At 49.5% G+C, this 26256-nt stretch carries 22 protein-coding genes, 1 tRNA gene and 4 pseudogenes; 11 read left to right on the top strand and 16 right to left on the bottom strand.

Translation table 11 applies throughout. The features are described from left to right. Positions 1-37 precede the first annotated feature (37 nt). Genes fimC through sfmF form a run of 4 tightly spaced genes read left to right on the top strand, consistent with a single transcriptional unit; the run spans position 38 to position 4923 of the window. A complete protein-coding gene (gene fimC / locus NBA72_RS06870) occupies positions 38-730 on the top strand; it encodes a type 1 fimbria chaperone FimC (RefSeq protein ID WP_042948250.1) in 693 nt (230 codons plus the stop codon). Between the two features lie 30 nt (positions 731-760). Next, entirely contained in the window at positions 761-3373 is a 2613-nt protein-coding gene (locus tag NBA72_RS06875) for a fimbrial biogenesis usher protein (protein WP_042948092.1), read from the top strand. 14 nt (positions 3374-3387) lie between these two features. Then, on the top strand, positions 3388-4395 hold the full coding sequence (gene fimH, locus NBA72_RS06880) for a type 1 fimbria D-mannose specific adhesin FimH (protein ID WP_042948089.1): 1008 nt from the start codon (positions 3388-3390) through the stop codon (positions 4393-4395). Between the two features lie 9 nt (positions 4396-4404). Then, positions 4405-4923 (top strand): fimbria assembly protein, encoded by a 519-nt coding sequence (sfmF, locus tag NBA72_RS06885; protein ID WP_000603411.1) that lies wholly within the window; start codon positions 4405-4407, stop codon positions 4921-4923. A 45-nt stretch (positions 4924-4968) separates the two neighbouring features. On the opposite strand, the gene fimZ is transcribed toward sfmF, so the two are convergent. The 4 genes from fimZ to fimW form a co-directional block, all read right to left on the bottom strand. Continuing rightward, on the bottom strand, positions 4969-5601 hold the full coding sequence (gene fimZ, locus NBA72_RS06890; RefSeq protein ID WP_000801273.1) for a fimbria biosynthesis transcriptional regulator FimZ: 633 nt from the start codon (positions 5599-5601) through the stop codon (positions 4969-4971). A gap of 603 nt (positions 5602-6204) precedes the next feature. Further along, positions 6205-6927, bottom strand: coding sequence for a fimbria biosynthesis regulator FimY (fimY, locus tag NBA72_RS06895; RefSeq protein WP_042948087.1), 723 nt, complete (start codon positions 6925-6927; stop codon positions 6205-6207). A gap of 18 nt (positions 6928-6945) precedes the next feature. After that, positions 6946-7257 carry a hypothetical protein gene (locus NBA72_RS06900; RefSeq protein ID WP_000226491.1) on the bottom strand — a complete coding sequence of 104 codons (312 nt, stop codon included), beginning with the start codon at positions 7255-7257 and terminating at the stop codon, positions 6946-6948. A gap of 161 nt (positions 7258-7418) precedes the next feature. Continuing rightward, a complete protein-coding gene (gene fimW, locus NBA72_RS06905; RefSeq protein WP_000948629.1) occupies positions 7419-8015 on the bottom strand; it encodes a fimbria biosynthesis transcriptional regulator FimW in 597 nt (198 codons plus the stop codon). Between the two features lie 254 nt (positions 8016-8269). Between fimW and NBA72_RS06910 the strand changes: the two genes are divergently transcribed. After that, positions 8270-8346, top strand: a tRNA-Arg gene (locus NBA72_RS06910). Positions 8347-8361: 15 nt separating this feature from the next. Here NBA72_RS06910 and NBA72_RS06915 read toward each other — a convergent pair. From NBA72_RS06915 to NBA72_RS06950, 8 genes and pseudogenes are all read right to left on the bottom strand, one after another. Further along, on the bottom strand, positions 8362-9525 hold the full coding sequence (locus tag NBA72_RS06915) for a site-specific integrase (RefSeq protein WP_042948085.1): 1164 nt from the start codon (positions 9523-9525) through the stop codon (positions 8362-8364). A 131-nt stretch (positions 9526-9656) separates the two neighbouring features. Beyond that, positions 9657-9752: pseudogene (locus NBA72_RS06920) on the bottom strand (helix-turn-helix domain-containing protein); the annotation flags it as partial. A 63-nt stretch (positions 9753-9815) separates the two neighbouring features. Next, positions 9816-11024: pseudogene (locus NBA72_RS06925) on the bottom strand (IS256 family transposase). A gap of 101 nt (positions 11025-11125) precedes the next feature. Beyond that, the gene (locus tag NBA72_RS06930) at positions 11126-12550 is read right to left on the bottom strand and encodes a glucosyltransferase domain-containing protein (protein WP_023195040.1); all 1425 of its coding nucleotides are present in this window, start codon (positions 12548-12550) and stop codon (positions 11126-11128) included. Continuing rightward, positions 12547-13464: a glycosyltransferase family 2 protein gene (locus tag NBA72_RS06935; RefSeq protein WP_023195039.1), complete on the bottom strand. Its 918-nt coding sequence runs from the start codon at positions 13462-13464 to the stop codon at positions 12547-12549. Before NBA72_RS06935 ends, NBA72_RS06930 begins: the two co-directional genes overlap by 4 nt. Further along, on the bottom strand, positions 13461-13823 hold the full coding sequence (locus tag NBA72_RS06940; RefSeq protein WP_042948083.1) for a GtrA family protein: 363 nt from the start codon (positions 13821-13823) through the stop codon (positions 13461-13463). Before NBA72_RS06940 ends, NBA72_RS06935 begins: the two co-directional genes overlap by 4 nt. 424 nt (positions 13824-14247) lie before the next feature. Then, positions 14248-14457 (bottom strand): copper-binding protein, encoded by a 210-nt coding sequence (locus NBA72_RS06945; protein WP_109161284.1) that lies wholly within the window; start codon positions 14455-14457, stop codon positions 14248-14250. Positions 14458-14692: 235 nt separating this feature from the next. Beyond that, positions 14693-15066, bottom strand: a pseudogene (locus NBA72_RS06950) (ATP-binding protein); the annotation flags it as partial. Positions 15067-15069: 3 nt separating this feature from the next. Here NBA72_RS06950 and NBA72_RS06955 point away from each other — a divergent pair. Further along, positions 15070-15336: pseudogene (locus NBA72_RS06955) on the top strand (efflux RND transporter permease subunit); the annotation flags it as partial. A 50-nt stretch (positions 15337-15386) separates the two neighbouring features. Here NBA72_RS06955 and rclR read toward each other — a convergent pair. Next, complete coding sequence (gene rclR / locus NBA72_RS06960) at positions 15387-16241, bottom strand: reactive chlorine-specific transcriptional regulator RclR (RefSeq protein WP_042948080.1); 855 nt, start codon at positions 16239-16241, stop codon at positions 15387-15389. A 215-nt stretch (positions 16242-16456) separates the two neighbouring features. On the opposite strand from rclR, the gene rclA reads away from it, so the two are divergent. The 3 genes from rclA to rclC all read left to right on the top strand — a co-directional run bounded on the left by rclA (position 16457) and on the right by rclC (position 18748). After that, complete coding sequence (gene rclA / locus NBA72_RS06965) at positions 16457-17782, top strand: reactive chlorine resistance oxidoreductase RclA (RefSeq protein ID WP_042948079.1); 1326 nt, start codon at positions 16457-16459, stop codon at positions 17780-17782. Between the two features lie 156 nt (positions 17783-17938). After that, positions 17939-18175 (top strand): reactive chlorine resistance periplasmic protein RclB, encoded by a 237-nt coding sequence (rclB, locus tag NBA72_RS06970; RefSeq protein ID WP_000922170.1) that lies wholly within the window; start codon positions 17939-17941, stop codon positions 18173-18175. Positions 18176-18187: 12 nt separating this feature from the next. Then, positions 18188-18748 (top strand): reactive chlorine resistance membrane protein RclC, encoded by a 561-nt coding sequence (gene rclC / locus NBA72_RS06975; protein WP_000362177.1) that lies wholly within the window; start codon positions 18188-18190, stop codon positions 18746-18748. An 83-nt stretch (positions 18749-18831) separates the two neighbouring features. On the opposite strand, the gene NBA72_RS06980 is transcribed toward rclC, so the two are convergent. Continuing rightward, positions 18832-20007 carry a DnaJ family molecular chaperone gene (locus tag NBA72_RS06980; protein WP_001033450.1) on the bottom strand — a complete coding sequence of 392 codons (1176 nt, stop codon included), beginning with the start codon at positions 20005-20007 and terminating at the stop codon, positions 18832-18834. Between the two features lie 325 nt (positions 20008-20332). On the opposite strand from NBA72_RS06980, the gene pheP reads away from it, so the two are divergent. Continuing rightward, positions 20333-21727, top strand: a complete 1395-nt coding sequence (pheP, locus tag NBA72_RS06985; protein WP_000786288.1) for a phenylalanine transporter — start codon at positions 20333-20335, stop codon at positions 21725-21727. Between the two features lie 41 nt (positions 21728-21768). Here pheP and NBA72_RS06990 read toward each other — a convergent pair whose 3' ends face one another. Then, a complete protein-coding gene (locus NBA72_RS06990) occupies positions 21769-23016 on the bottom strand; it encodes a mechanosensitive ion channel family protein (protein WP_001156965.1) in 1248 nt (415 codons plus the stop codon). A gap of 310 nt (positions 23017-23326) precedes the next feature. Here NBA72_RS06990 and NBA72_RS06995 point away from each other — a divergent pair, with 310 nt between their 5' ends. Next, positions 23327-25297 (top strand): autotransporter domain-containing esterase, encoded by a 1971-nt coding sequence (locus tag NBA72_RS06995; RefSeq protein WP_042948074.1) that lies wholly within the window; start codon positions 23327-23329, stop codon positions 25295-25297. Between the two features lie 265 nt (positions 25298-25562). Here the strand turns inward: NBA72_RS06995 and nfsB are convergent, their stop codons facing one another. Then, entirely contained in the window at positions 25563-26216 is a 654-nt protein-coding gene (nfsB, locus tag NBA72_RS07000) for an oxygen-insensitive NAD(P)H nitroreductase (protein ID WP_000355878.1), read from the bottom strand. Positions 26217-26256: the final 40 nt, after the last annotated feature.

The raw sequence follows: 26256 nt of genomic DNA on the forward strand, positions 1-26256 counted from the left end.
TTGCCGACGTGACTCAATGCAAAAGGTATTTTTTACCATGCTGAATAGTATAAAATTAGGCTTTATTGTTCTTCTCACGTTATTTGCTTCGCTGAACGTACAGGCGGCGGGGGGGATTGCATTAGGCGCCACGCGCGTTATTTATCCCTCGGCGGCGAAACAGACTTCTCTGGCAATCAGTAATAGCGATACTCAAGAACGTTACCTCGTCAATTCATGGATCGAAAATAGCGCCGGGCAGAAAGAAAAAACGTTTATCGTTACGCCGCCTTTATTCGTCAGCGAACCCAAAAGCGAAAACACGCTGCGTATTATCTACGCCGGGCAACCGCTACCCGGGGATCGGGAGTCGTTATTCTGGATGAACGTGAAAGCCATCCCGTCGGTCGATAAAAGTCATATTGAAGGAAAAAACGTTCTGCAACTGGCGATTCTGTCGCGCATCAAACTGTTCGTGCGTCCGGCGAATTTGCCGCAGACGCCGGAAGACGCGCCGACCTTGCTGAAATTTTCCCGTGTCGGCAACCATCTAAAGATAACCAACCCATCTGCTTATTACCTCACGCTGGTCAATATCAGCGTGGGCGCGAAAAAGATTGATAACGTGATGATCGCGCCAAAAAGCGACATGCAAATTCCCTTACCGACTGGCGTGCAGGGCAGCGTGACATTTCAGACCGTCAATGATTACGGCGCATTGACGTCGGCGACAACGGCCAGTCTCGGTTAAGCAGAGAGCGTGAAGCCACACGAGAACACGATGAAGAAGACAACCTGGTTTGCAGGGCGATTTCCCGGCTATGTATCACCGTTAAGCGGCGTGGCGCTGTCGGTGCTGGCGGCGCTGTGTCCGCTGACGAGCCGCGGCGAAAGTTATTTCAACCCTGCGTTTTTGTCGGCGGATACCGCGTCCGTGGCGGATTTATCTCGCTTTGAAAAAGGTAATCATCAGCCGCCCGGTATTTACCGGGTGGATATCTGGCGTAACGACGAATTCGTAGCGACGCAGGATATTCGTTTTGAGGCGGGCGCCGTGGGCGCCGGCGATAAATCCGGCGGCCTGATGCCTTGTTTTACACCGGAGTGGATTAAACGGCTGGGCGTGAATACCGCGGCGTTCCCTGTCTCAGATAAAGGCGTCGATACCACGTGTATTCACCTTCCTGAGAAAATCCCGGGCGCGGAGGTCGCGTTTGATTTCGCGTCGATGCGCTTAAACATTAGCTTGCCGCAGGCGTCATTGCTCAACAGCGCGCGTGGCTATATCCCGCCGGAAGAGTGGGATGAAGGGATACCTGCCGCACTCATTAATTACAGTTTTACCGGTAGCCGCGGAACAGACAGCGATAGCTATTTTTTGAGTCTGTCGAGCGGCTTGAACTATGGCCCCTGGCGGCTGCGTAATAACGGAGCCTGGAACTATTCGAAAGGGGACGGCTATCATTCGCAACGCTGGAACAACATTGGCACCTGGGTACAGCGCGCCATCATTCCGCTAAAAAGCGAACTGGTCATGGGGGACAGCAATACCGGGAACGATGTTTTCGATAGTGTCGGCTTTCGCGGAGCGCGGCTGTACTCTTCTGACAATATGTATCCCGATAGCCTGCAGGGCTACGCCCCCACGGTCAGAGGGATCGCCCGGACGGCGGCAAAGCTGACGATACGACAGAACGGGTATGTTATCTACCAAAGCTATGTGTCGCCGGGCGCGTTTGCGATTACCGATCTTAATCCTACCTCTTCCAGCGGCGACCTTGAGGTGACGGTAGATGAAAAAGACGGTAGCCAACAACGTTACACGGTGCCTTACTCTACCGTTCCGCTATTGCAGCGTGAGGGCAGGGTGAAGTATGACCTGGTGGCCGGGGATTTTCGCAGCGGCAATAGTCAGCAGTCTTCGCCATTCTTTTTCCAGGGAACGGTGATTGCCGGCCTGCCTGCGGGGCTGACGGCTTACGGCGGTACGCAACTTGCCGATCGTTACCGTGCCGTGGTGGTCGGGGCGGGGCGAAATTTGGGCGACTGGGGAGCCGTGTCGGTCGATGTCACACATGCGCGTAGCCAACTGGCAGATGACAGCACCCATCAGGGGCAATCGTTGCGTTTTCTGTACGCCAAATCGCTGAATAATTACGGGACTAATTTTCAATTGCTGGGTTACCGCTATTCCACACGCGGATTTTACACCCTGGATGATGTGGCATACCGCAGTATGGAAGGATACGACTACGAATACGATAGCGACGGACGCCGCCATAAAGTGCCGGTGGCGCAGAGCTACCACAATCTCCGCTACAGCAAAAAAGGCCGCTTTCAGGTCAATATTTCGCAAAACCTGGGGGATTACGGGTCACTGTATCTTTCCGGCAGTCAACAAAATTACTGGAATACGCCGGATACCAATACCTGGTATCAACTGGGATACGCCAGTGGATGGCAAGGCATAAGTTATTCGCTGTCATGGTCGTGGAACGAGTCGGTGGGGATCTCAGGCGCCGATCGCATTCTGGCATTCAATATGTCCGTTCCGTTTAGCGTTCTGACCGGACGGCGCTATGCGCGCGACACTATTCTTGATCGTACTTATGCCACGTTTAACGCCAACCGCAACCGCGACGGCGACAATAGCTGGCAGACCGGCGTGGGCGGCACGCTTCTGGAAGGACGTAATCTGAGCTACAGCGTGACGCAAGGGCGTAGCAGTAGCAATGGTTATAGCGGCAGCGCCAGCGCTAGCTGGCAGGCGACGTATGGCACGCTGGGCGTGGGATATAACTACGATCGCGATCAGCATGACTATAACTGGCAACTTTCCGGCGGCGTGGTCGGTCATGCGGATGGTATTACGTTTAGCCAACCGTTGGGCGATACCAATGTCTTGATTAAAGCGCCGGGAGCGAAAGGCGTGCGCATCGAAAACCAGACCGGCGTGAAAACGGACTGGCGGGGCTATGCGGTAATGCCCTATGCCACGGTATATCGCTATAACCGCGTCGCGTTAGATACCAACACGATGGACAACCATACCGATGTCGAAAATAACGTCAGCAGCGTAGTGCCGACAGAGGGCGCGCTGGTGCGGGCTGCTTTTGATACGCGGATAGGCGTAAGGGCAATCATTACCGCGAGGCTTGGCGGACGTCCGTTACCGTTTGGCGCGATAGTACGAGAAACCGCCAGCGGCATTACCAGTATGGTCGGCGATGACGGGCAAATTTATCTGAGCGGCTTGCCGCTAAAAGGTGAACTGTTCATCCAGTGGGGAGAGGGGAAAAACGCGCGTTGTATCGCCCCTTACGCTCTGGCGGAGGATAGCCTGAAGCAGGCGATTACGATAGCCAGTGCGACCTGTATCCGTCCGGCGTCATAAAAGGAAAAATAGAGATGAAAATATACTCAGCGCTATTGCTGGCGGGGACCGCGCTCTTTTTCACCCATCCCGCGCTGGCGACGGTTTGCCGTAATTCAAACGGGACGGCGACCGATATCTTTTACGACCTGTCAGATGTTTTCACCAGCGGCAATAATCAGCCGGGACAGGTGGTTACGCTGCCGGAAAAATCAGATTGGGTCGGCGTAAACGCGACGTGCCCGGCGGGGACAACGGTAAATTATACCTACCGAAGCTATGTATCAGAATTACCGGTACGAAGCACCGAAGGAAATTTTAAATACCTCAAACTGAATGACTACCTTCTGGGCGCGATGAGCATCACCGATAGTGTCGCTGGCGTATTTTATCCGCCCCGTAACTATATTCGCATGGGCGTCGACTATAACGTGTCGCAGCAAAAGCCGTTTGGCGTGCAGGACTCAAAGCTGGTTTTTAAATTAAAAGTGATACGGCCTTTTATTAATATGGTGACGATCCCTCGCCAGACAATGTTTACTGTCTATGTGACGACCTCTACCGGCGACGCGTTGAGCACGCCGGTGTATACCATTAGCTACAGCGGCAAAGTGGAAGTACCGCAAAACTGTGAAGTGAATGCCGGACAGGTCGTGGAGTTTGATTTCGGCGATATCGGCGCGTCGTTATTTAGTCAGGCGGGGGCGGGTAATCGTCCGCAAGGCGTCACGCCGCAAACGAAAACTATCGCTATTAAATGTACCAACGTCGCGGCGCAGGCCTATTTATCGATGCGGCTTGAAGCCGAAAAGGCCTCAGGGCAGGCGATGGTGTCCGATAATCCGGATTTAGGTTTTGTAGTTGCTAATAGCAACGGTACGCCGCTCACACCCAATAATTTGTCGAGTAAAATTCCGTTTCATCTTGATGATAACGCCGCCGCTCGCGTAGGTATTCGCGCCTGGCCGATCAGCGTGACGGGGAATAAACCGGTGGAAGGGCCGTTTACTGCGCGCGGCTATCTACGAGTCGATTATGATTAAGGAGGCATAATGATCCTTCGGCGCGTTTTCATCACTATTGGTTGTGTTTTGTTAAGCCCGCTAAGTCAGGCCAACTCATCTCTGGGCGAAGTGAATATTGAACTGCGCGGTAACGTGGTGGATTTTACCTGCGCCGTGGTGGCGGGCGACAGTAACAAGTCGGTTAACCTCGGCACCTGGCCGACAAAACAGCTTCACGCCGCCGGTGACGCCACGCAACCGGTAGCCTTTAGCCTAAAACTTGAAGGTTGCCCGCCGGGTTCGGCGTCTATAACGTTTTCCGGGACGCCAGCGCCCGGCACGGCATTACTGGCGCTTGCTGATACGGAAATGGCGCAAAAACTGGCGATTGAAATTCGCGATGGCGATCAACGTCGATTGCCGCTTGAACAGGCCAGCAAGGCCGTCGATATTGACAACAACGGCAATGCTACCCTGAAATTCTATGCGAACTATATCGCCTTAGCCGATGGCGTGCAGCCCGGACTTGCTAACGCGGATGCGACCTTCCTGATCAATTACAATTAGTGTCCGTTATTGTGGCTCCCGAACGATAATTCGCCGGGAGTACATTTACAATAATTCGTGTGATTTGGCGTAATCGATAAGCTCAACGATAGAGTGAAGGCCAAGTTTAGAAAATATATTGGCCTTATGCGCGCTGATAGTCTTGTTACTCAATAAAAGTTGCTCGGCAATTTCTTTGTTAGACATTCCATTGGCCAGATAGCGCAGCACGGTAACTTCGCGGTTAGATAGTGGCATATCATGGTGCCCACCTTTGGGGGTACGGGTATTACTGATGAAATTAAGCGTCTCAGATGGGAAAAAAGAATAGCCGGATAAAATCATTTTTACCGCATTATAAATATCATTGAGGTCTTTGCGTTTACTTACAAATCCGTTTGCGCCCGCTCTTATTGCTCTTCCGGCATAAAAAGCCTCTGATTTCGACGATAAAAAAAGTATCCGGGTATGTTCCTGGATAGATTTGATTCGTTTAAGTAAGGTAAAGCCGTCGGTGCCCGGTAATTCAATATCCAGAATGACAAGGTCAACAGGATAAGTGCGCAGATACTCTATCGCTGTTCGGCTATCATCCGTTTTCAGGACAACCTGAATATTGCTATTTTTACCGAGTAAAACTTCGATCGACATTCTTACAATAGGGTGTTCGTCCATAATGATAACAGATGCAGGTTTCATTGTTGTATGCCTCAGACTGTTATGCGTCCTTCGTTTTAGAATAAGCGTCAGACACCTTAAAGATTGTGAAATAGCCAGGTCTACGCACCACACAGTGGAGCAATAATAAAGAATGAGACCTCCCTGTTGACTGGCTATTTGGCGTAAGAGTAATAAATATGTGGAATATCCATTTCGCACCAACAAAAAAGAAATTTCTGATTAAGTAAAAACAATATGGATTATACCTGGTCTGATTTCTCGGAAAAGTCTTGCGAAATGCGAATTATGGATAGCGGGTAGGATGTTCTGTGGCGTTATAGAAAATTTGTTCGTGGTGGAGCTATTTTCTTTAGAGTTGACATTGAGTAGTTTAAACTGTTGTTTTTAAGTATAAAAATAATATGAAAGACTAATTGTTTAGTATTTGTTATGTAATAACAGAAAGATGTTGACGCTGGAGACCTCAAAAAACGAGGAGGAACAGGGGACGGTGTAAGAAAAAAATTTTTATCGCTTACCAGGACGAGTTGTAAATATTAATTTTATGTGAAATATTTACATTTAATGGAAGTGAAAATAAGTAATTTCTTAAAAAATCTTATTCACCAAAACGTTAGTTCGTTAAAAAATGTCGTGGAAAGTAACGTTTAACTGCTGGATCAGCCGAAGAAAGCTTTGCCTGTGGGGAAGGTTAAGGAGGGTGATAAGTTGTTTAAGCCGGTAAACTACACGATGATAAGGTACGCTTTGCTGACGTGCTATTTCTTTTAAAGAGGCACCTTGCGCTAAAGTTTCAATCATCAACCAGTCAGTACGGCTAAAGCTTTCCGATAAGCGAGGTTCGGCGGCTGATAACAAGGCTTCGCGTACAGAGGCCAGATTTTGTCGTCGCGACAGGACAAAAAAACGCCCAGCCATACGGATAAACTGTGTTATAGCGGGGGTTTTATCTGATACCAGCAGGTAAATCTGGATATCGCTTTGTTGCCAACTGAGCGCGCGTAGCTGGTTAAGCGCCTCAATACAGGAGACAGGTAGCGCCTCCATATCTACAATCAGTTGTCTGAGCGACCCCTTTTCAATCCACAAAGAAATGTCATCTAATGAGCGGAATGCAGCGGTACGTTTTCCGGAAAATAAGTAGTGACTCAATGAATAGCCGAGGTAGTTATCAGTTGTAATTATTGCCTGGGAAATGATATCAACCGGCAAGGCATAATTAAGCTGTTGGTCCAGTAACTCAAGGCGATCAAATATCTGCGGCGTTGGAGAGTGATAACGGCAGGCGCAGTCTTTGGCATTTCTTAAACGGCGGTGTCTTTCCCTGCGTGGTACGCTGCGCATCCTGCTTTTTCCATTGCTCTAATATATATCTGGTAATATGGCTGGCCATAAATAACCTTGTCCCATCGTTGCACCAGCGTAAAAAGCAATGCTTCGTTGCTCTGATGTTTCAATGCCTTCCATCAGCATTAACTGCTGAAAAAAAACTTCGCTATCATGTTCTGACGGAAGTTGCGTCAGGACCTCATAGCCGATTAATTGCGCAGTTGAGAGATGAACGATTGGCTCAGATTTTAACAATCCGCTGTTGAGATATAAATGACGTGTTGGCGAAGACGCCAGGTGTGGGGGATTTATCCTTTCCTTTAATAAAGTACCCTGTGCCACCAAACACTCCTCCAGGCATTTATGATGCAGCCATATATTTTCGACCCCTGAATCTATCAGGATATTATGGGCATCATTGTGGCAGCGTTAAAAAAATGCCTGTAGGTATCGTTACTTAATTATTGGTGAGATATTTCGTAAGCCTTGTAAAAAGTTAAGTGAGTTTACTTACTGAGTAAGAAATGAAGGTTAACTCTAATATACTTTAAAAACTGCTGCTCCGTTTTAACATGTAATTTGCGCATAATGCTCCGGCGGAGTGACTTTGTCTGCTCTTCAGAAAGTGAAAGTAAAGCAGCCGTTTCGCTTAAATGATAACCGCTGGCGATCAGTTTTAACAGGTGACGTTCTGTTACTGAAAAATGACGAGTCGTGCAGTAGTGGCAAATGCCAGAAGGGACGCTATGTCGAAGCGCTCGTTTATGTAAGATCAATATCATTTTCCGGGTAATTTCTTCAACATCATCTTCCCGATAAATATGCGGCAGCATATACAGACATGGTCTGAACATGAGCTTTTCTTTATCGCATTTATTACAAATAATCACCCGTAGCTGATGTTGGGTATGCATAGGTATCTGGTAACAGCCTGCGCTGAACCAATCATCATCCAGGGCCAGGAAAGCGATATCGGCATTATCTATCTCTTCTGGCGGCAGAAAGTCAATTTTCTGTTGCCATTGATTCGCCAGACGCGTCATGATGATTTTCAACCCATGCTCAAAGTGACTGTTTTGTTCCTTAATAGCGATACTCAGCATAAAAAATATCCTACACGGCAGGTGAATCATGGTGAAATATTAAAGAAACTGATTGATTATCTAAATACTGGCGGCCTTAATTCCCACTTTATGCGTGCTGAGATGTGTCCAGGCGATTTCCTGGAACCTGGCATTGCGCCAGAAAAGACGATATTCGTACACTTAGTCAGCAACCAGAACAAAAGCCATTGACTCAGGAGTGCCTGACCGTATAATTCTCGCGTTTCGTCTACACGAAGTCTTCACTTCACAAGGCGCCCTTAGCTCAGTTGGATAGAGCAACGGCCTTCTAAGCCGTGGGTCGCAGGTTCGAATCCTGCAGGGCGCGCCATTATATATCAACTGGTTACGCCTCTTTAATTCCCTCCTTATTTTCCATATGGGACATATTTGGGACATCATCACTGAAAATCGAGTCAATTTGCTTCGCGTGTTCCGTTAAATGATTAGGCGCAAGGTGAGCATATCGGCGCACCATCTCGATGCTCTCCCATCCTCCCATTTCCTGTAGAACAGAAAGCGGCACTCCGGACTGAATTAGCCAACTGGCCCACGTGTGCCTCAGATCGTGGAAACGGAAATCCTCAATTCCAGCCCGGCGGCAAGCTGCATTCCATGCTCGCTGGTCATCGACGCGCATCTTTCTGATAGTCGGCGTCTTTGAGCCATCGGGCCGGATGCCTTCTTTCGTATGTACGAACACCCATTTATGATGCTTACCAATCTGGTCACGCAATACCTTACAGGCAGTGTCATTTAGCGCTACGCCAATAGCGCGGTTTGACTTGCTGTCTTCAGGGTTCACCCAGGCAACACGACGTTGCATGTCAATCTGTTGCCATTCCAGATTGATGATGTTCGACCTTCTGAGGCCGGTTGCCAGCGCAAACTTAACGACCGACCTCAGCGGCTCCGGACATTCATCAATCAGCCTTTTCGCCTCTTCATGCTCAAGCCACCGAACGCGCTTATTTCTCACTGACGGTATCTTGATAACTGGCGCTTTCTCCAGCCATTTCCAGTCACGTTCTGCCGCCCGGAGAATGGCCTTCATCAGTGCGAGGTGCTTTGCCTTTGTCGATGTAGTGACCGGTTTAGCTGAATAAACTGGCGCTGGCTCTCCATTCTTTTGCGCCGCGGCAGCTTTTATTTTCCATATCTCAAGCTGCTTGCGGTTGCTCATCTTGTTTACTGCTAAGTAAATCTTTTGCTCGGTTACATCCTTTAACCGTACTCCCTCAAAATGCGCCAGCCAGAAAGCCATACGGCTGCGGTCATCTTTCAGTGATTTCTTCTCTGCCTTTTCCTCCAGCCAGCGCATGCAGGCATCATCAAACGTTACACCAGGAAAATCGCCAAGCCTGTCTACTCGCCACAATTCAGCCTTGCGCTTGTCATGTAGCTCAGTAGCGAGCCACTTGTCGGAAGTCCCAAGGCTTTCCTTAATTCGCTTCCCGCCCGGTGTCGAGTAGGACGCGTACCATATTTCACCTCTGCGGAAGATGGACATTTTCTTTCCTCTTTTATGTCATCACCCGCGCTCACCTGGACAGTATGCAGCGGAGACTGAAGCGCCGCAATGCAGGCTTGTCGTGTGGTGAGGTAAGGGGATTTCGGTTTGGTGGGGTCTTTGCGTGTTGCCTGAAGGCGGCCTGTGCGAATCCAGTTTGTGGCGGTAGGTCTGGATATTTTGAGAAATGCACAGGCCTCATCGAGTGTGAGACTGTGTGATTCCATAGTTACTCCGCATCGATGGCGAGAATTTGAGCCTGTCCGTAATTCTGTGTAACTGCCAATGTATTAAAGGTGATCGCTCACGCGATCACCGAACTCGATAATAAAGCGGCTCATCGCCAGCCGCCAGTTCTGGATCGGCATACTCCATTTTTTTGACGCATCCTTGATTGCCAGATAAATAACCTTCCGCACCGAGTCGTCCGTTGGGAACACTTTGCGTTTCTTAATCGCGGCACGGATCACGCTGTTCAGCGATTCTATGGCATTCGTGGTATAGATGGCCTTGTGGATATCCGCTGGGTAGCCGAAGAACGGGTTCAGGTTTTCCCGGTGTGCACGCCAGCTTTTGCTGACTTGGGGATACTTATTATCCCACGCGTCTGCGAACGCATCCAGCGCCATCAGCGCCGCCTCTTCGGTCGGAGCCTGATAAACTGCTTTTAGCCCACTGGTGACGGCTTTGTAGCCCTTCCAGGACACGTATTTCAGGCTGTTACGCACCATGTGGATGATGCACAGCTGGATGTGAGTCTGCGGGTAAACGCTGTTTATCGCATCCGGGAAGCCCTTCAGACCGTCCACGTAGGCAATCAGGATATGCTGATTGCCCCGGTTTTTCAGTTCCGTCAGCACGCTTAGCCAGAACTTGGCACCTTCATTTTCGGCCAGCCACATGCCCAGCAACTCTTTCTAGCCTTCGGTATTGATCCCCAGCGCGAGGAAAACGGCTTTGTTTATCACACTGCCATTCTGACGGACTTTGACGACAATGCAGTCCATATAAACGATGGGATACAGCGCATCCAACTGCCGGTTTTGCCATTCAGCGACCTGCTCTTTTACGGCGTCGGTGACTTTAGATATCAGCGTGGGCGAGACATCCGCATCGTACATTTCTTTGAACGTGGCGACAATTTCACGTGTGGTCATACCTTTGGCGTACAGAGACAAAATCTGGCTGTCCATCTGCGTAATACGCGTTTGGTGCTTATTAATCAACTGTGGTTCAAAGGTGTTTTCACGGTCACGCGGCGTGTTCAGATCAATCTCGCCGTCATCGCACAACACCGTTTTTGACGAGTAGCCATTGCGGGTGTTTAAGCCTGTTTTGGGCGCATTTTTCTCATGCCCGGGGTGGGCAGTCAGTTCCGCATTGAGCACCGTTTCGACGGTAAGCTTCGTCAACATGCGGGAAAAAGCATTGAGATCGGCTTCGGTTTTAAGGCCCTTAGCCAGTTCAACTGCCAGTGCTTTGAGTTTCTTGTCGTCCATAATTTGCCTGTCTCCGTTGTTGGAGTGAACATATCAAAAACAGGCAGATACACAATTTAAATTACAGCCTCTTCGGCTATGCCGGAGGATATTTATTGATGTTAGCCACATGACCTATAATTAAAATCTACCATATACAAATCATCCTTCTTTAATACACTATAAACACTCCCTTTATCAATAATATCCCAGTTACACTTATCTTCAATATATCGTTGAGAATCAGGAACGAACGTCATGTCTATATACCTGCCTAGATCTGCGATACCCCATGATGATCCCTGAGTCATATAATTTGGTGCTAATATTTTCATGAATGGTATAGAGTTAAACGCCATCCTTGTTTTAATAGAGAGTGGGCGAGACCCTGAAATGATGACTTTATAAGTTGATTCGTTGGAATCTTTCGTTATTATGTTTGAGACACTTTGAGCGATAAAGTCAGAATAATCATCGTTATTTTTAAGAGTTGACCCATAAATTGAACACAAGAAAAATGAATACGAAACAACTAAAATTGCTGAGGCGAACTTTATTCTGTCAAGAAATAAAGAAATTTTTATCTTGTCTATAACAATAAATAAAGATATTATTAAAAATGGAAAGCATATAAATGTCCTTGAAGTTATCCAAGCTGTTGTAATTACAAGATTTGGCATCATGGTCAATAAAGCGACTCCCAGCAAATAAATGACTGATAGTAACAACCTGCCGAACTCGCGCCCTCTTAAAATAAATTTAACATATGACAGTAAAACCAATGTAACACATGGCCAGATCACATACTTAAAGCCACTAACATATAAGGAATTATAGTAACTCTCATAACTTCTTAAGCGTGATAGAATTATGTCAAATCCATCTGCATCGAAAGTTATAAAGCCACTTCTTTGCATATTTACTGCAAGAAAGCTTATTAATAATGAATAAACAATATACGACACAAAAAAACATAATAAAGAGTTTAGGCAAAGCCTAAAGTCAAATGCCTTTTCGTTATTCAAGCATTGCTTTATCAATAAACATAACGCAACAGAAAAATATGCCATTGTTGACGTCTGATATAAGCAAAATGAAATAAGCAAGCAAAAAAAAGATGTGGCAAAAAAAAGTTTATAATGAGAACGAAAAATAAAAGGTACTACCGCGCACAATACGGATACAGCCATTAATATAGAGTCATATCTATATGATAAGTTCTCAAGCATGAATGGCGATGTAAGAATAAAAAGCGATGAAATGGACTTGAGATATTTGTTTTCGAATAACATATCTGAAACAATTATCCCGGAGATGACAAGTATCACAGATGAAAGTAATGTTGAATAAGGAAATATTGATATTATTCCATTTCCGAAAGACAGCGCTTCCGTTAGAACATTAGATAAAATCCTCCCATCACCATCCCATCCATATCCAAGCGATAACCTACCCATATCATCTACATAATATACATTAGCCAAAACTATTGGAAATACATATAGTAATCCAATAATAAAAAGAAACAAATATTTTTTATTTTTCATTTTTTATCCTTTAACAAGAACCGTGGTCTTTTCTTCGTTTCCACATATATACGCCCAATATATTCGCCAAGCACACCAATTCCTATAAGCTGAACCCCTCCAAGAAAAAGTATTGATACCAATAGTGAAGGGTATCCCCGCACGGCGTTACCGAACGCCAGAGTGTCAAATATCATCCAGGCACCATACAGAAATGCAACACCTGCGACAGCTAACCCGATATACGTCCAGATGCGGAGAGGGAAGGTGGAGAAGCTGGTAATCCCTTCGAGCGCCAGATTCCATAATTTCCAGCCGTTGAATTTCGAATCACCGGCCACGCGTTCGGCACGGGCATATTTAACAACATCCGTTTTTCCGCCAACCCAACTGAGCACCCCCTTCATGAACAAGTTGCGTTCGGGCATTAATTTAATATTTTCGACAACCTCACGGCTCATTAACCGGAAATCACCGACGTTCTCTTCAATTTTCGGATTGCTGATTTTATTGTGCAGCTTATAAAACCATTCAGCTGTCTTACGCTTCATGCGCCCGTCAGTTGAGCGGTCTGAGCGCTTAGCCAGCACCATATCTGCGCCAGCCTGCCACTTCTCAATGAGATGGGGGATAACTTCTATCGGATCCTGTAAATCGACATCAATAGGAATGACCGCATCCCCGGTTGCATGGTCGAGACCCGCGAAAAGAGCTGGTTCTTTACCGAAGTTTCGCGTAAACGAAAGCGGAATAACGAGCGGATCAGATGCAGCTATTTTGTTAATTATTGATTCAGTCGCATCTTTGCTTCCGTCGTTGATGAAAACAATCTCAACTTCATACGGTTTTAGCTCTTCAAACTCGCGAACCGTTTTATAGAAAATAGGTATCGCATCTTCTTCATTGAAGACCGGAACGACTAACGAGATTTTCATTTCGCATCCCTAAAGACAATGAACTTTGAATAAATGAATCCGCATATCAGGCTGATAGCTGAAAAGGTGACAAGAGTAAGGAGTGGCGGCAGGGAACATTTGTCAGCCGTCCAGCCAACAACAGCGCTCAGTGTTCCCATAAATCCCACGTACATCATGTAGCGAAGTGTGGTAGTGCTGGCGTTAAAGGTGAAGCGCGCATTGGCATAGAAGCTGAACGATACGGCGATAACAAAACCGGAAAAGTTCGCCAGCGCCTGATGCGTATGCATCCCATACATACAAAAAGCAAATACGCCCCAATGAATAAGCGTGTTAAGAACACCGATCGATGTGTACTTAGCGAATAACTTCAACATTATGAAAATCAGCGGATTCGGAAAGGTCTGGAGTGTAGCACTACAAATTGCTTTGATCGATATAAACGATCAATAATGTGATATTTGATAGTTTAAACTTATTGTTATATTATTAATTGATCGTTGTTACCGATCAATTGGGGCTGCTGATTGCTAAGTGGGTTGGGACAAAAACGGGACACACAAAGCTTTGCATCGGCTTGCAAGGCTTTGCATGTTTTTCGAAGATGGGGCGAGTGTGAGTGCCGTAGTAATGGGATAACTTGTTGTTAGCTCAAGTAGTTCCAGAAACATCTAAGCCGTGGGTCGCAGGTTCGAATCCTGCAGGGCGCGCCATTTAACCTCTCAAAATTATGTTAATCCGTAAGCTTCTGCGGCGGCGACGTTGCGCCATCCGCAGTACGTGACGCTAATATGCAAATAACTAATTGCGTTTAATCTGTTTATGGTGCTCCTCAGCCTGGATCTCGTGGGAGAAAGAATGGGCATTATTCATCGATTGATGGATGACCATTGCTTGTTCATAGTCGTTCATTTCAGAAAAGGGTGTCGCATGTTCCACAGCGGTCGGGGCGCTGGCTTTCTGTGTCTGAGCCATTTGCTGATGCGCGAAGGCGTCACCGTTATTCATCATCTCATGCGCCGTGGCGGATAATTGGCGGGATTCCATTTTCTCTGCGACTTTTACGCCAGCTGAAATAAAAAAACGACAGCTAAAAGGGATGTAAACTTATTCAACTTATTTCTCCGGTGTGGGTTAATAAGAGAAATAATAAAACAGTCGTTGAGTCTGGCGCGTGACGGGATAATGACGATGATGTCAGATTATTTTGCTGGTTAGCGATAGCGCCTTTCACTATCGCTACAGTTCAACGGAGGTGTTTGGGTAATGTCAGAATAAAACGGGTAGCGCGCGTATCGGAGGTGACAGAAACTTTTTCCTGATGCGCAATGACGATGGATTTTACAATTGCCAGGCCTATACCGCGGTCTTCCCCTTTACGCTGGCGGGAGGGATCAACGCGATAAAAACGATCGAAAAGGCGCGGCAATGTTCCGGCGCGATTGGCGTACCGGGGTTTTCAACAATAATATGTATCTGGTCGTCCGCTTCTTTTATCCGAAGAGTAATGGTTTTACCCAGCGGCGTATAGCGCATCGCATTAGAGAGTAAATTACTGATGGCTCTGCGCAGCATGATGGGATCGCCGGTGATCCAGCAGGCGCGGCCTTCAAAGCGTAAGCTCCTAACACCTTTTCGGCAGAAAAACTCGATGAGGCGCTTTACCACGGGGTGGTGCTCCGGGGGCGGTCAAAAGCCATGACTGTATCGGTGATTATCGCCGGTCTGCTGCCTGTTTTATGGGGGACCGGCGCGGGTTCTGAGGTGATGAGCCGTATTGCCGCGCCGATGATTGGCGGCATGATTACCGCGCCGTTGCTGTCGCTGTTCATCATTCCGGCAGCCTACAAGCTGATGTGGCTGCGCAGGCATCGTCGCCTTGCGGCATAATGTGTGTCGCCCGCCTGCGGCGTCAAACTGCAGGCGGGTTCAGCCTACGTTTATCGTCCGAGCGCGTTGACCCGTTTGCGGTACTCGCCTGGTGTACAACCGAATTCACGGACAAACGCTTTGTGAAAAGAAGATTCGCTCGCATAACCTACCGACTCGGCAATTACCATCACCGGCAGCGCTTCACGCGACAGGGTCTGGGCGGCGATTTGCAGGCGCAGCGTTGTTAACACGGCTAAGGGCGTCGTAGCGGACACGTCGCGAAATAGCTGGGCGAAGCTCGCCCGCGACATGTGTACCCGTTGCGCCAGCGTTTCGACCGTCCAGGGATGCTCCGGTGTTTCCAGCATGTGAAGGATCACGCGGCCCAGCCGGGGATGCAGCAATAAATTGAGCACGCTTTTCGCCGTGCCAGCCTGCGATAGCCAGTCGCGAACGGCGAGGGTAAACAGCGTGGCGCACTGCTGACTGTATAAGACCTCAGCGCCAGGTAAATGGCGTTCTGACTCCTGCTGTAACAGCAAAATGGCGGCGTTAAGCCAGATACTGGCGGGGCTATGCGGCGGCGGGGCAAGACATAACACTTCCGGCAACGCGGTAAGGAAATAACGTGACGTCGTGTGCAGACGTAGACTACCGCACACGATATGTGTCGGTGCTTCGCCAGACTGGCGCAAACGGTGGGCGGAGTTTTGCGGCAGAATCACCACCTTTCCCGGCGTAAGCGTCATGGCGTCGCCGGTAGGCATTTCCAGTTGCGCTTCGCCCTGCGTAACGGTATGCCAGCGAATCACCGATAGCTCGCCAGCGGCGTGCGGCAACTGCCAGTCGCCGCCTAACGGGCAATTCTTGTCGATTGAGCCCTGAGGGGCGTTAAGCGTCAATAGCCGACTAAGCGCATCCATATAGACTCCAGAACAGATTCTTTTTCAAAAATAGGGATAACCATTTCTGTCTCTGAACACTATATTTCTGACTTAATGTCATTTCCACCCTTGTTTTTGCTAACCGCTAATTTAGACGATAAGACAAAAAATGACGCGTTGCGGATACCCCTGTCTTTTTTGACGTTACTTATACTTGTCCTGACAAACAGATGGTGATTTGGCGGAGAAAGAAGATGACACAGTATCAGGCGCTCATTATTGGTTTTGGCAAGGCAGGAAAAACGTTGGCGGCAACTCTGGCGAAGACGGGATGGCGCGTGGCGATTATCGAACAGTCCGCCAGTATGTTCGGCGGAACCTGCATCAACATTGGCTGTATTCCAACGAAAACGCTGGTGCATGACGCGGAACGTGAGGGCGATTTTTCTGTCGCCATGCAACGCAAAGCGGCGGTCGTAAATTTTTTACGCGACAAAAATTTTCATAATCTTGCCGACCTGGACAATGTCGATGTGATTGAGGGAAGGGCGGAGTTTATTGATAACCATACCTTACGGGTATTTCAGGCGGACGGCGAGCGGGTGTTACGGGGAGAAAAGATCTTCATTAATACTGGCGCAGAGTCGGTGATCCCGGCTATTACGGGCTTAACAACGACGGCAGGGGTGTTCGATAGCACCGGACTACTCAGCCTGAGCCAGCGTCCGGCGCGCCTGGGGATTTTAGGCGGTGGTTATATTGGCCTTGAATTTGCCTCAATGTTCGCCAACTTCGGTACGAAGGTCACTATCTTTGAAGCAGCGCCGCAATTCCTGCCTCGTGAAGATCGGGATATCGCGCAGGCAATTACCCGCATTTTACAGGAAAAGGGCGTCGAGCTGATTTTAAACGCCAACGTACAGGCCGTATCCTCAAAGGAGGGCGCGGTACAAGTAGAAACGCCGGAAGGCGCGCATCTTGTGGATGCCCTGCTGGTGGCGTCGGGGCGAAAACCGGCGACGGCTGGCTTACAGTTGCAGAACGCCGGCGTGGCGGTGAACGAACGCGGCGGGATCATCGTGGATGATTACCTGCGTACCTCGGCGGACAATATCTGGGCGATGGGCGACGTTACCGGTGGGTTGCAGTTTACCTATATTTCACTGGATGATTTTCGTATTGTACGCGACGGGTTATTGGGAGATGGCAAACGCAGCACCCGCGATCGCCAGAACGTTCCATACTCCGTCTTTATGACGCCGCCGCTCTCTCGTGTCGGGCTGACGGAAGAGCAAGCGCGGGCAAGCGGCGCAACGGTGCAGGTGGTGACATTACCGGTGGCGGCGATCCCTCGCGCCCGTGTTATGAACGATACCCGTGGCGTACTAAAAGCGGTAGTGGACGTGAATACGCAGCGTATTGTAGGGGTGTCATTGTTATGCGTTGATTCTCATGAAATGATTAATATCGTTAAAACCGTTATGGATGCAGATTTACCTTATACGGTGTTACGCGACCAGATATTTACCCATCCTACAATGAGTGAGTCTTTAAACGATCTCTTCTCTCTCATTAAGTAAAACATAAATAACGTAGCCCTGTTAATCAGGGCTTTTTTTTGCCTGTCAGGCTATAAAAATACGCCAGGACAAATATGCTGGCGTCTGAAAGAAAAGGCTTTAGTCAGGCGTAACGTATTATAACACCATTGAAATAACCCACGACTGGAAATCTCGATGTTAAAAGTTACCACGCTTATTGCTTCATTATTGGCTGCGCCGCTGGCGTTTTCCGCCTCCGCCCAGCCGCTAACTGACGTTGAATATATCAGCGTTTCTGCGGTGTCAGCAACGCCGTCAATGCTTGAAGACGCTATTGCCAGACTGGCGCAAAGTAAACAGGCGTCGTCGTGGAAAATTACGTCCATGCGTATTGATAATACGGGTTACGCCACTGCGATATTATATAAATAAGGAGAGTCTGAGATGGATAAATATCTTCGTCTGTTAAGTCAGGGGGATCGGCTGGGATTAACATTAATTCGCCTGAGTATCGCCATCGTTTTTATCTGGATTGGACTACTAAAATTTGTGCCCTATGAGGCAGACAGTATTACCCCGTTTGTAGCGAACAGTCCGTTTATGTCTTTTTTCTATGAACATCCTGAAGAATATCGTCAGCATCTGACTCATGAGGGCGAACTAAAACCGGAGGAACGCGCCTGGCAAACCGCCAATAATACGTATGCGTTTTCGGATGGTCTGGGCGTGGTGGAATTGATTATCGCGGCGCTGGTACTGGCTAACCCTGTCAGCCGCTGGTTAGGGCTGGCAGGCGGCGTGCTGGCATTCCTGACGCCATTTGTCACGCTGTCGTTTTTAATCACCACGCCGGAGGCCTGGGTTATGCCGCTGGGCGATGCGCATTATGGTTTTCCGTATTTATCGGGCGCTGGGCGGCTGGTATTAAAAGATACGTTAATGCTGGCAGGTGCGGTGATGATCATGGCGGACTCCGCCCGTTCGTTACTTTTACAGCGCCAGTAGCGACCCTCTTACCCTCTTTATGCCACGATTCGTCGGGTGGCGCTTGCGCCATCCGACAATGCGTTGATGAATGATGGACTGGACTACCCTGACAGAAGTTCCTGTTCCACCTGTTGAACCTGCGCCTCCAGCGTATTGCGAATTTCGGTTAGCGCTCGTTCCTGCTCGGAGAAATAGGCTTCCTTATCCGCAACGGAAGAGGCGAGCCGCCAGGCATTTTCCGTTTCCAGTTGCGTTATCTCTTTCAACAGCGCGTCGATTTGCGTGCGGAGCTGGCGTATTTTATGGCGCAGATGTTCCAGGTTATTTAGCCTGTCGCTTGCCATCATCGGTTCCAGACCGCTTTGCAGCTGCGTCAATAACGCGCGAATTGCCGCCAGATCGGCATTCTGCCGCGCCTGATTAAGCTGTACCATCATCTGGTGCGCTTTTTCTTTCAATTCATCGGCGACCACATCCGGGTGACACAGGCGGCTGGCCTGACGCCACAAACGTTTTAATTCACTGCGTTCGTCTGCCGACAAACGTTGATCGCGAGCGTAGCGGAATTGCGCTTCCTGCTGCTGCTCCCGGTACTGGTGATAGTCCTGTTCCGCATTTTCCTGCGCCTGGCGGAATGCGCTGTCGTCCTGATGGGAAAAATCCGCTTCCAGCTCGCGAATTTCCGCCAGCAACGCGGTGATTAATTCCGTCTGCTGCTGGATTCGCTGACGGATGCCCACCGCTTCGCGCGAGGCGGCATTCAATCCTGTCCACTGCTGTTTTAGCGTTGCCAGTTGATCCACGGCCTGGGAAATAAATTGCAGGCAGGATTGATAATCCTTTTCCCGGCGTTTTATTTCGGCTTCTTGCTTACGCTGCATACTCACCGCGAGCTGTTTACGCAACTCCAGAATACGGCTCATCAACGGCCCGAGGCGCAGATGATAGAGGTCGTTGAAATCGTCGAGGATTTGTACCCGCGCATTTCGTTTGTCAATCAGATCGCGAAGTTGGGCTTCAAGCGCTTTCAGCTCCAGTTTACTGGCGGCAATAGAGGGATCTTGCCACGTCGAGAGCGCCCGTTGAGCCTGTAGCCAGGCGGCGATCTCTTGCATGGCGTCACTGAATCGACGAGCTTCAATCGCATGGGCAATCGCGCTGATTACGGCATCCTGCGGCTCATTTTTCAGGTAGATGAGCTGCTGACGGATAATCTCTTCGTCCTCAAGTTCAATGGCGCTTTTGATGATCTCTAAACGTTTGATGATCTTATTCATGACGTTGATGCCTGGCGTGGCTCAAAAACGGATAACAGATACCAGGTCTGATTCACCTTTTTGAAAATACTGAAAAAATACTAAATGTATTCTGTAGGGTGTCGTACTTTTCGTCCAGAGTTATTCACATATTTTATACTCGTCGTCTGTCACCCGTAACGTTCTATATCGGCGCGCACTCTTTTCTTTTTACTGCCCGCGACATCTTTTTTTACACGATAACGTTAACGTCCGGAGTTGAGCCTTGACAAACGATTGCGCCTTGCGGCAGCGAGAGCGAAATGTTAAAAGGTGCCCCTCAATAAAAACGATACAGGGGTAGGACGTGAAAAACGCGTCAACTGCATCCGGCGCCAGCGTGTCGGATGCCGCGTCGAAGAATGAACCGACGCTTCAACGGGGGTTGCAAAACCGCCATATTCAGCTAATCGCGCTGGGCGGCGCCATTGGCACCGGACTGTTTCTGGGCATCGGCCCGGCGATTCAAATGGCGGGGCCGGCTGTTTTGTTGGGCTATGGCGTTGCCGGGATTATCGCTTTTCTCATTATGCGCCAGTTGGGCGAAATGGTCGTGGAAGAGCCAGTTTCCGGCTCGTTTGCCCACTTCGCCTGGAAATATTGGGGGCCGTTTGCGGGTTTTTTGTCGGGCTGGAACTATTGGGTCATGTTTGTGCTGGTCGGGATGGCGGAGCTGACCGCGGCGGGCATCTATATGCAGTACTGGCTGCCTGATGTACCAACATGGGTATGGGCGGCGGCGTTTTTTATTATCATTAATGCCGTAAATCTGGTGAACGTTCGTCTGTATGGCGAAACGGAATTCTGGTTCGCGCTGATTAAAGTGCTGGCGATTATTGGCATGATAGGTTTTGGTCTGTGGCTGCTGTTCTCCGGCCACGGCGGCGAACATGCCAGCATTGATAACCTCTGGCGTTATAACGGTTTCTTCGCTACCGGTTGGCATGGTTTGCTTCTGTCGCTGGCGGTGATTATGTTTTCTTTTGGCGGACTGGAGCTGATCGGCATTACTGCGGCGGAAGCGCGCGATCCGCAAAAAAGCATCCCGAAAGCGGTGAATCAGGTGGTATACCGTATTTTGCTGTTCTACATCGGTTCGCTGGTGGTGTTGCTGGCGCTCTATCCGTGGGTAGAGGTGAAATCCAATAGCAGCCCTTTTGTGATGATCTTCCATAACCTGGACAGTAATGTGGTGGCTTCGGCGCTGAATTTCGTTATTCTGGTCGCGTCGCTTTCGGTGTATAACAGCGGCGTTTATTCGAATAGCCGAATGCTGTTCGGCCTGTCCGTACAAGGCAATGCGCCGAAATTTTTAACCCGCGTCAGCCATCGCGGCGTGCCGGTGAACTCGCTGATACTTTCCGGAGCGATTACCTCGCTGGTGGTGCTGATCAACTATCTGTTGCCGCAAAAAGCGTTTAGCCTGTTGATGGCGCTGGTTGTCGCGACGCTATTGCTAAACTGGATAATGATTTGTCTCGCGCATTTACGTTTTCGCGCGGCGATGCGTCGTAAAGGGCGCGAGACGCAATTTAAGGCGCTGTTCTATCCCGCCGGAAACTATTTGTGCATTGCGTTTCTGGCGCTGATTCTGGTGTTAATGTGTACGATGGACGATATGCGATTGTCGGCGATTTTGCTGCCGGTATGGATTGTATTCCTGTTTATCGCGTTTACCGTTTTGCGCCGTAAGGCTCATTAACTTTTTTGCCCGATCCCATGCTCATGCGATCGGGCAATCCATTAATGCCGCAATGTCCCTGACAGCGCGCGAATATCGCTGCCGGTCGGAGTCTGATGAATACGCAAGCCAAACTCTTCCACCACGGCAAAAATATGGTCGAAAATATCGGCCTGGATGCTCTCATATTCCAGCCACACGACGGTATTGGTAAAGGCGTAGATCTCTATCGGCAAACCATGATCGTCAGGCGCCAGTTGGCGTACCATCAGCGTCATATCTTTACGGATGCGCGGATGGTGGCGTAAATATTCGTTCAGATAGGCGCGAAATGTCCCGATATTGGTCATTCGGCGGTGATTTAAGGCTGATTCCGGCGCATCCAGTTGTTTATTCCATTCATCGATTTCCTGATGACGGCTGGTAAGGTACGGCTTTAACAGTTGCGCGGTTAACAGCCGCTGTTTTTCATCATCATCCAGAAAATGGATACTGGTCGCGTCAATATTAATGCTGCGTTTAATCCGGCGTCCGCCGGACGCAGACATGCCGCTCCAGTTTTTGAACGAGTCGGAAACCAGCGACCAGGTGGGAATGGTGGTGATGGTATTATCCCAGTTGCGTACTTTTACCGTGGTTAAGCCAATATCAATGACCGCGCCATCTGCGCCATATTTCGGCATCTCCAGCCAGTCGCCCAGTTTGAGCATATCGTTGGCGGAAAGCTGTATACCGGCAACCAGGCCAAGAATCGGGTCTTTAAAGACCAGCATTAATACCGCGGCCATCGCGCCCAGCCCGCTGATTAAAATTGCTGGTGACTGGCCAATCAGCAGTGAGATCATCAGAATGCCGACGATAATTGCGCCGATGAGCTTAATGCCCTGAAATATTCCTTTTAGCGGCAACTGAGAGGCGGCGGGCCATTTTTGCGATAGATTGAAAATCACGTCCAGCAGAGAAAATAACGACAGCAGGGCGTAGGTCATAATCCATAACTGCGCGCAGGTCGTCAGGATATCCGCAGCCTCACTGCCTTTTTGTAGCCAGAGCGCGGCCTGAATATTGACAATGATGCCTTGCAGCGTAAAAGCCAGACGATGGAATAATTTATTCTGGGTAATAATTTGCAGCCACAGGCGGGAACTGGCGTTGGCACGTTTTTCGAAAGCGCGCAGTACTATCCAGTGCAAAATAATATGCACGACAACTGCTGTCAGAAAAATAATACCAAATATCACCACCAGCGACGTGGTGTGATTCATTTCAATTCCCGCTAAATCTTCTACCTGGGATATCAATTCCTGCATAATCTCTCCTTTATAAACAGCAGCCTATGATGACTGCTGAATGGCATTTATGCAAATCAGGACGCCTGCGCTTCAGGCATAATCAGCAACAGACGGGTAAAAGCGCCTCTGGGGTTATCCATACGCTATATTTTATCCAGCGCCCTATAAACGTCGTTATTTTACGCGGTTCCCTCTTTTTGAACAGGCGCCAGTACGTCAACAATGAATGAAAACTTTTTAACCAGAATGTTTAAAACGATTGCAATATCTCTGTCGGATAATGATTAGCACCGTCGTACCTATCAACAATAACATTAAGGAACATCGGATGACCCAAAAGCGTACCCTGCTAAAATACGGCATACTCTCGCTGGCGCTGGCCGCGCCATTATCTGCCTGTGCGTTTGACTCTCTTACGGTGATTGGCGATAGCCTTAGCGATACCGGGAATAATGGACGCTGGACCTGGGATAGTGGTCAAAATAAGCTCTACGACGAACAGTTGGCCGAACGATATGGGCTGGAATTAAGCCCTTCCAGCAATGGCGGCTCTAATTATGCCGCCGGCGGCGCGACGGCGACCCCGGAATTAAACCCGCAGGATAATACCGCGGATCAGGTACGGCAGTGGCTTGCCAAAACGGGGGGAAAAGCCGACCACAACGGTTTGTATATTCACTGGGTCGGCGGAAACGATCTGGCGGCGGCCATCGCGCGACCTGCCATGGCACAGCAAATAGCCGGTAATAGCGCCACTAGCGCGGCGGCGCAGGTAGGGCTGTTACTGGATGCCGGCGCCGGGCTGGTCGTGGCGCCAAACGTACCGGATATTAGTGCGACGCCAATGCTTCTGGAGGCGGTAATCACCGCCGGGCTGGGCGCAGCGGCGCCCCCGGCGCTAAAAGCGGCGTTAGAGGCGCTGGCGGAGGGCGCTACGCCCGATTTCGCCAGTCGGCAACAGGCGATCCGCAAGGCGTTGCTGGCGGCGGCTGCAACGGTAAGCAGCAATCCGTTTATTCAGCAACTGCTCGTTGAGCAACTGCTGGCGGGCTATGAAAAGGCGGCAGGGCAGGCGTCAGCTCTGACCGATTATTATAATCAGATGGAAGAGAAGGGGCTGGAGCAACACGGCGGCAATATAGCCCGTGCCGATATCAACGGCCTCTTTAAGGAAATTCTTGCCAACCCGCAGGCGTTTGGTCTGACAAATACCGTAGGCATGGCCTGCCCGCCGGGCGTATCCGCTTCGGCGTGCTCCTCGGCAATGCCTGGATTTAATGCGTCGCAGGACTATCTGTTTGCCGATCATTTACATCCCGGTCCGCAGGTCCATACCATTATTGCGCAATATATCCAGTCGATCATTGCCGCGCCGGTACAGGCGACATACCTGAACCAAAGCGTTCAGTCGATGGCGCAAGGCAGTCGTACTACGCTTGACAGCCGTTATCAGCAGCTTCGCCAGGGGGAAAATCCTGTTGGTTCGCTGGGCATGTTCGGCGGATACAGCGGGGGATATCAACGTTATGATAATAATGAGGCCGACGGGAACGGTAATCATAATAATCTGACGGTTGGCGTCGATTATCAGCTTAACGAGCAGGTACTGCTGGGAGGGCTGATAGCCGGTTCTCTGGATAAGCAACATCCTGACGATAATTATCGTTATGACGCCCGCGGTTTTCAGGCCGCCGTATTCAGCCATTTACGCGCCGGTCAGGCGTGGCTGGATAGCGATTTACACTATCTGTCCGCTAAATTCAGTAACATTCAGCGCAGTATAACGCTCGGTGCGCTAAGACGGGTGGAAGAGGGCGAAACCAACGGTCGGCTGTGGGGCGCGAGGTTAACCAGTGGTTATGATTTTGTCATGATGCCGTGGTTAACGACCGGACCGATGCTGCAATATGCATGGGATTACAGCCACGTTAATGGTTATAGCGAGAAGCTCAATACCAGTACATCAATGCGTTTTGGCGACCAAAACGCCCATTCGCAGGTGGGTAGCGCGGGTTGGCGTCTGGATCTCCGCCACAGCATCATTCACTCCTGGGCGCAGATTAATTATCGCCGTCAGTTTGGCGATGATACGTATGTGGCGAATGGCGGCCTTAAATCGACCGCGCTGACGTTTAGCCGCGACGGAAAAGCGCAGGATAAAAACTGGGTTGATATCGCGATTGGCGCAGATTTTCCGCTGTCGGCAACGGTGTCCGCTTTCGCCGGGCTGGCGCAAACGGCAGGGTTAAACGATGGCAATCAAACCCGTTATAACGTTGGGTTTAGCGCCCGATTTTGATGACACGCCAGGGAGGGCCAACCCCGTGGTGACAATATCGCCATCGTAGGCGCAAACCGGTGTCACGCCGTTTTCTCCTTCATCCAGATAGGGGTATCCAGATATGGCAAACGGCGTGCCAGTTTTAAATATTATTTATTTTCAATAGGTTGAGAGAGGAAGTTAACACTAGCGATGTAAAACCTGGCACTTCGCGCTATTGATCATTGGGGAACCTGGCAGAAAGGTGAAAAAAGCCGGACGGGCGTCCGGCTTAGGCAGGGGATTAGACTTCCGTCAGTGTGGTTTCAAGCGGCAGACGTGATTTCGGCAGCCCGGCGTTGAAATCCTCGACGCTATGATGGCCGACCGGCACCACGACCAGACTGGTATAGCCTTTTTCTTTCAGACCAAATTCAGCGTCGAGCACCTCGGCGTCGAAACCTTCAATGGGGACAGCGTCGAGACCCATCGCGGCAACGCCCAGCAGAAAGTTGCCGACGTTCAGATAAACCTGTTTCGCCATCCACTGGTGGTCATCTTTCAGCGAGACGCGGTGCATATCGGCGAAAAAGCGGCGACCTTTATCATTTGCCGCTTTAGCTTCCGGCGTAGCGAAACGGCCATCGGCTTCTTCCTGATCGACGACGCGCTCAAGCCATGCGTCATCCATCGCGGTTTTCGCGCAGAAGACCACCACATGGGAGGCGTCTAACATTTTACGTTCGTTAAACACATAATTGGCGGCGGCGGATTTTGCTACGCGCGCTTTGCCCTCTTCTGTACTGGCGACAATAAAGTGCCACGGCTGGGAATTGGTGCTGGAGGGGCTGTACTGTAGTAGTGTTTTTATTTTATCCGCTTCTTCGGCGGTCAGTTTTTTGCTGGGATCGAACGCCTTAGTGGAGTAGCGCTGTAAGGCGACAGAAACGATATCCATAAATGCTCCTGGTTGGTTTAGTACCCTTTTGTATCAGCAG

It is taken from the genome of Salmonella sp. NW1250, assembly GCF_051812965.1.
In the GTDB taxonomy this organism is placed as follows: Bacteria; Pseudomonadota; Gammaproteobacteria; order Enterobacterales; family Enterobacteriaceae; genus Salmonella; species Salmonella enterica.

Excerpts from the sequence above, each read along its gene's own strand:
- NBA72_RS06945 (WP_109161284.1), bottom strand. The coding sequence starts at position 14,457 with ATGATGAATAACGGTGACGCCTTCGCGCATCAGCAAATGGCTCAGACA.
- rclC (WP_000362177.1), top strand. The coding sequence starts at position 18,188 with ATGGATAAATATCTTCGTCTGTTAAGTCAGGGGGATCGGCTGGGATTA.
- fimC (WP_042948250.1), top strand. The coding sequence starts at position 38 with ATGCTGAATAGTATAAAATTAGGCTTTATTGTTCTTCTCACGTTATTT.
- sfmF (WP_000603411.1), top strand. The coding sequence starts at position 4,405 with ATGATCCTTCGGCGCGTTTTCATCACTATTGGTTGTGTTTTGTTAAGC.
- nfsB (WP_000355878.1), bottom strand. The coding sequence starts at position 26,216 with ATGGATATCGTTTCTGTCGCCTTACAGCGCTACTCCACTAAGGCGTTC.
- NBA72_RS06875 (WP_042948092.1), top strand. The coding sequence starts at position 761 with ATGAAGAAGACAACCTGGTTTGCAGGGCGATTTCCCGGCTATGTATCA.
- fimZ (WP_000801273.1), bottom strand. The coding sequence starts at position 5,601 with ATGAAACCTGCATCTGTTATCATTATGGACGAACACCCTATTGTAAGA.
- fimW (WP_000948629.1), bottom strand. The coding sequence starts at position 8,015 with ATGCTGAGTATCGCTATTAAGGAACAAAACAGTCACTTTGAGCATGGG.
- fimH (WP_042948089.1), top strand. The coding sequence starts at position 3,388 with ATGAAAATATACTCAGCGCTATTGCTGGCGGGGACCGCGCTCTTTTTC.
- rclB (WP_000922170.1), top strand. The coding sequence starts at position 17,939 with ATGTTAAAAGTTACCACGCTTATTGCTTCATTATTGGCTGCGCCGCTG.
- rclR (WP_042948080.1), bottom strand. The coding sequence starts at position 16,241 with ATGGATGCGCTTAGTCGGCTATTGACGCTTAACGCCCCTCAGGGCTCA.
- NBA72_RS06940 (WP_042948083.1), bottom strand. The coding sequence starts at position 13,823 with ATGTTGAAGTTATTCGCTAAGTACACATCGATCGGTGTTCTTAACACG.
- NBA72_RS06915 (WP_042948085.1), bottom strand. The coding sequence starts at position 9,525 with ATGTCCATCTTCCGCAGAGGTGAAATATGGTACGCGTCCTACTCGACA.
- NBA72_RS06995 (WP_042948074.1), top strand. The coding sequence starts at position 23,327 with ATGACCCAAAAGCGTACCCTGCTAAAATACGGCATACTCTCGCTGGCG.
- NBA72_RS06935 (WP_023195039.1), bottom strand. The coding sequence starts at position 13,464 with ATGAAAATCTCGTTAGTCGTTCCGGTCTTCAATGAAGAAGATGCGATA.
- NBA72_RS06930 (WP_023195040.1), bottom strand. The coding sequence starts at position 12,550 with ATGAAAAATAAAAAATATTTGTTTCTTTTTATTATTGGATTACTATAT.
- NBA72_RS06980 (WP_001033450.1), bottom strand. The coding sequence starts at position 20,007 with ATGAATAAGATCATCAAACGTTTAGAGATCATCAAAAGCGCCATTGAA.
- NBA72_RS06990 (WP_001156965.1), bottom strand. The coding sequence starts at position 23,016 with ATGCAGGAATTGATATCCCAGGTAGAAGATTTAGCGGGAATTGAAATG.
- fimY (WP_042948087.1), bottom strand. The coding sequence starts at position 6,927 with ATGCGCAGCGTACCACGCAGGGAAAGACACCGCCGTTTAAGAAATGCC.
- rclA (WP_042948079.1), top strand. The coding sequence starts at position 16,457 with ATGACACAGTATCAGGCGCTCATTATTGGTTTTGGCAAGGCAGGAAAA.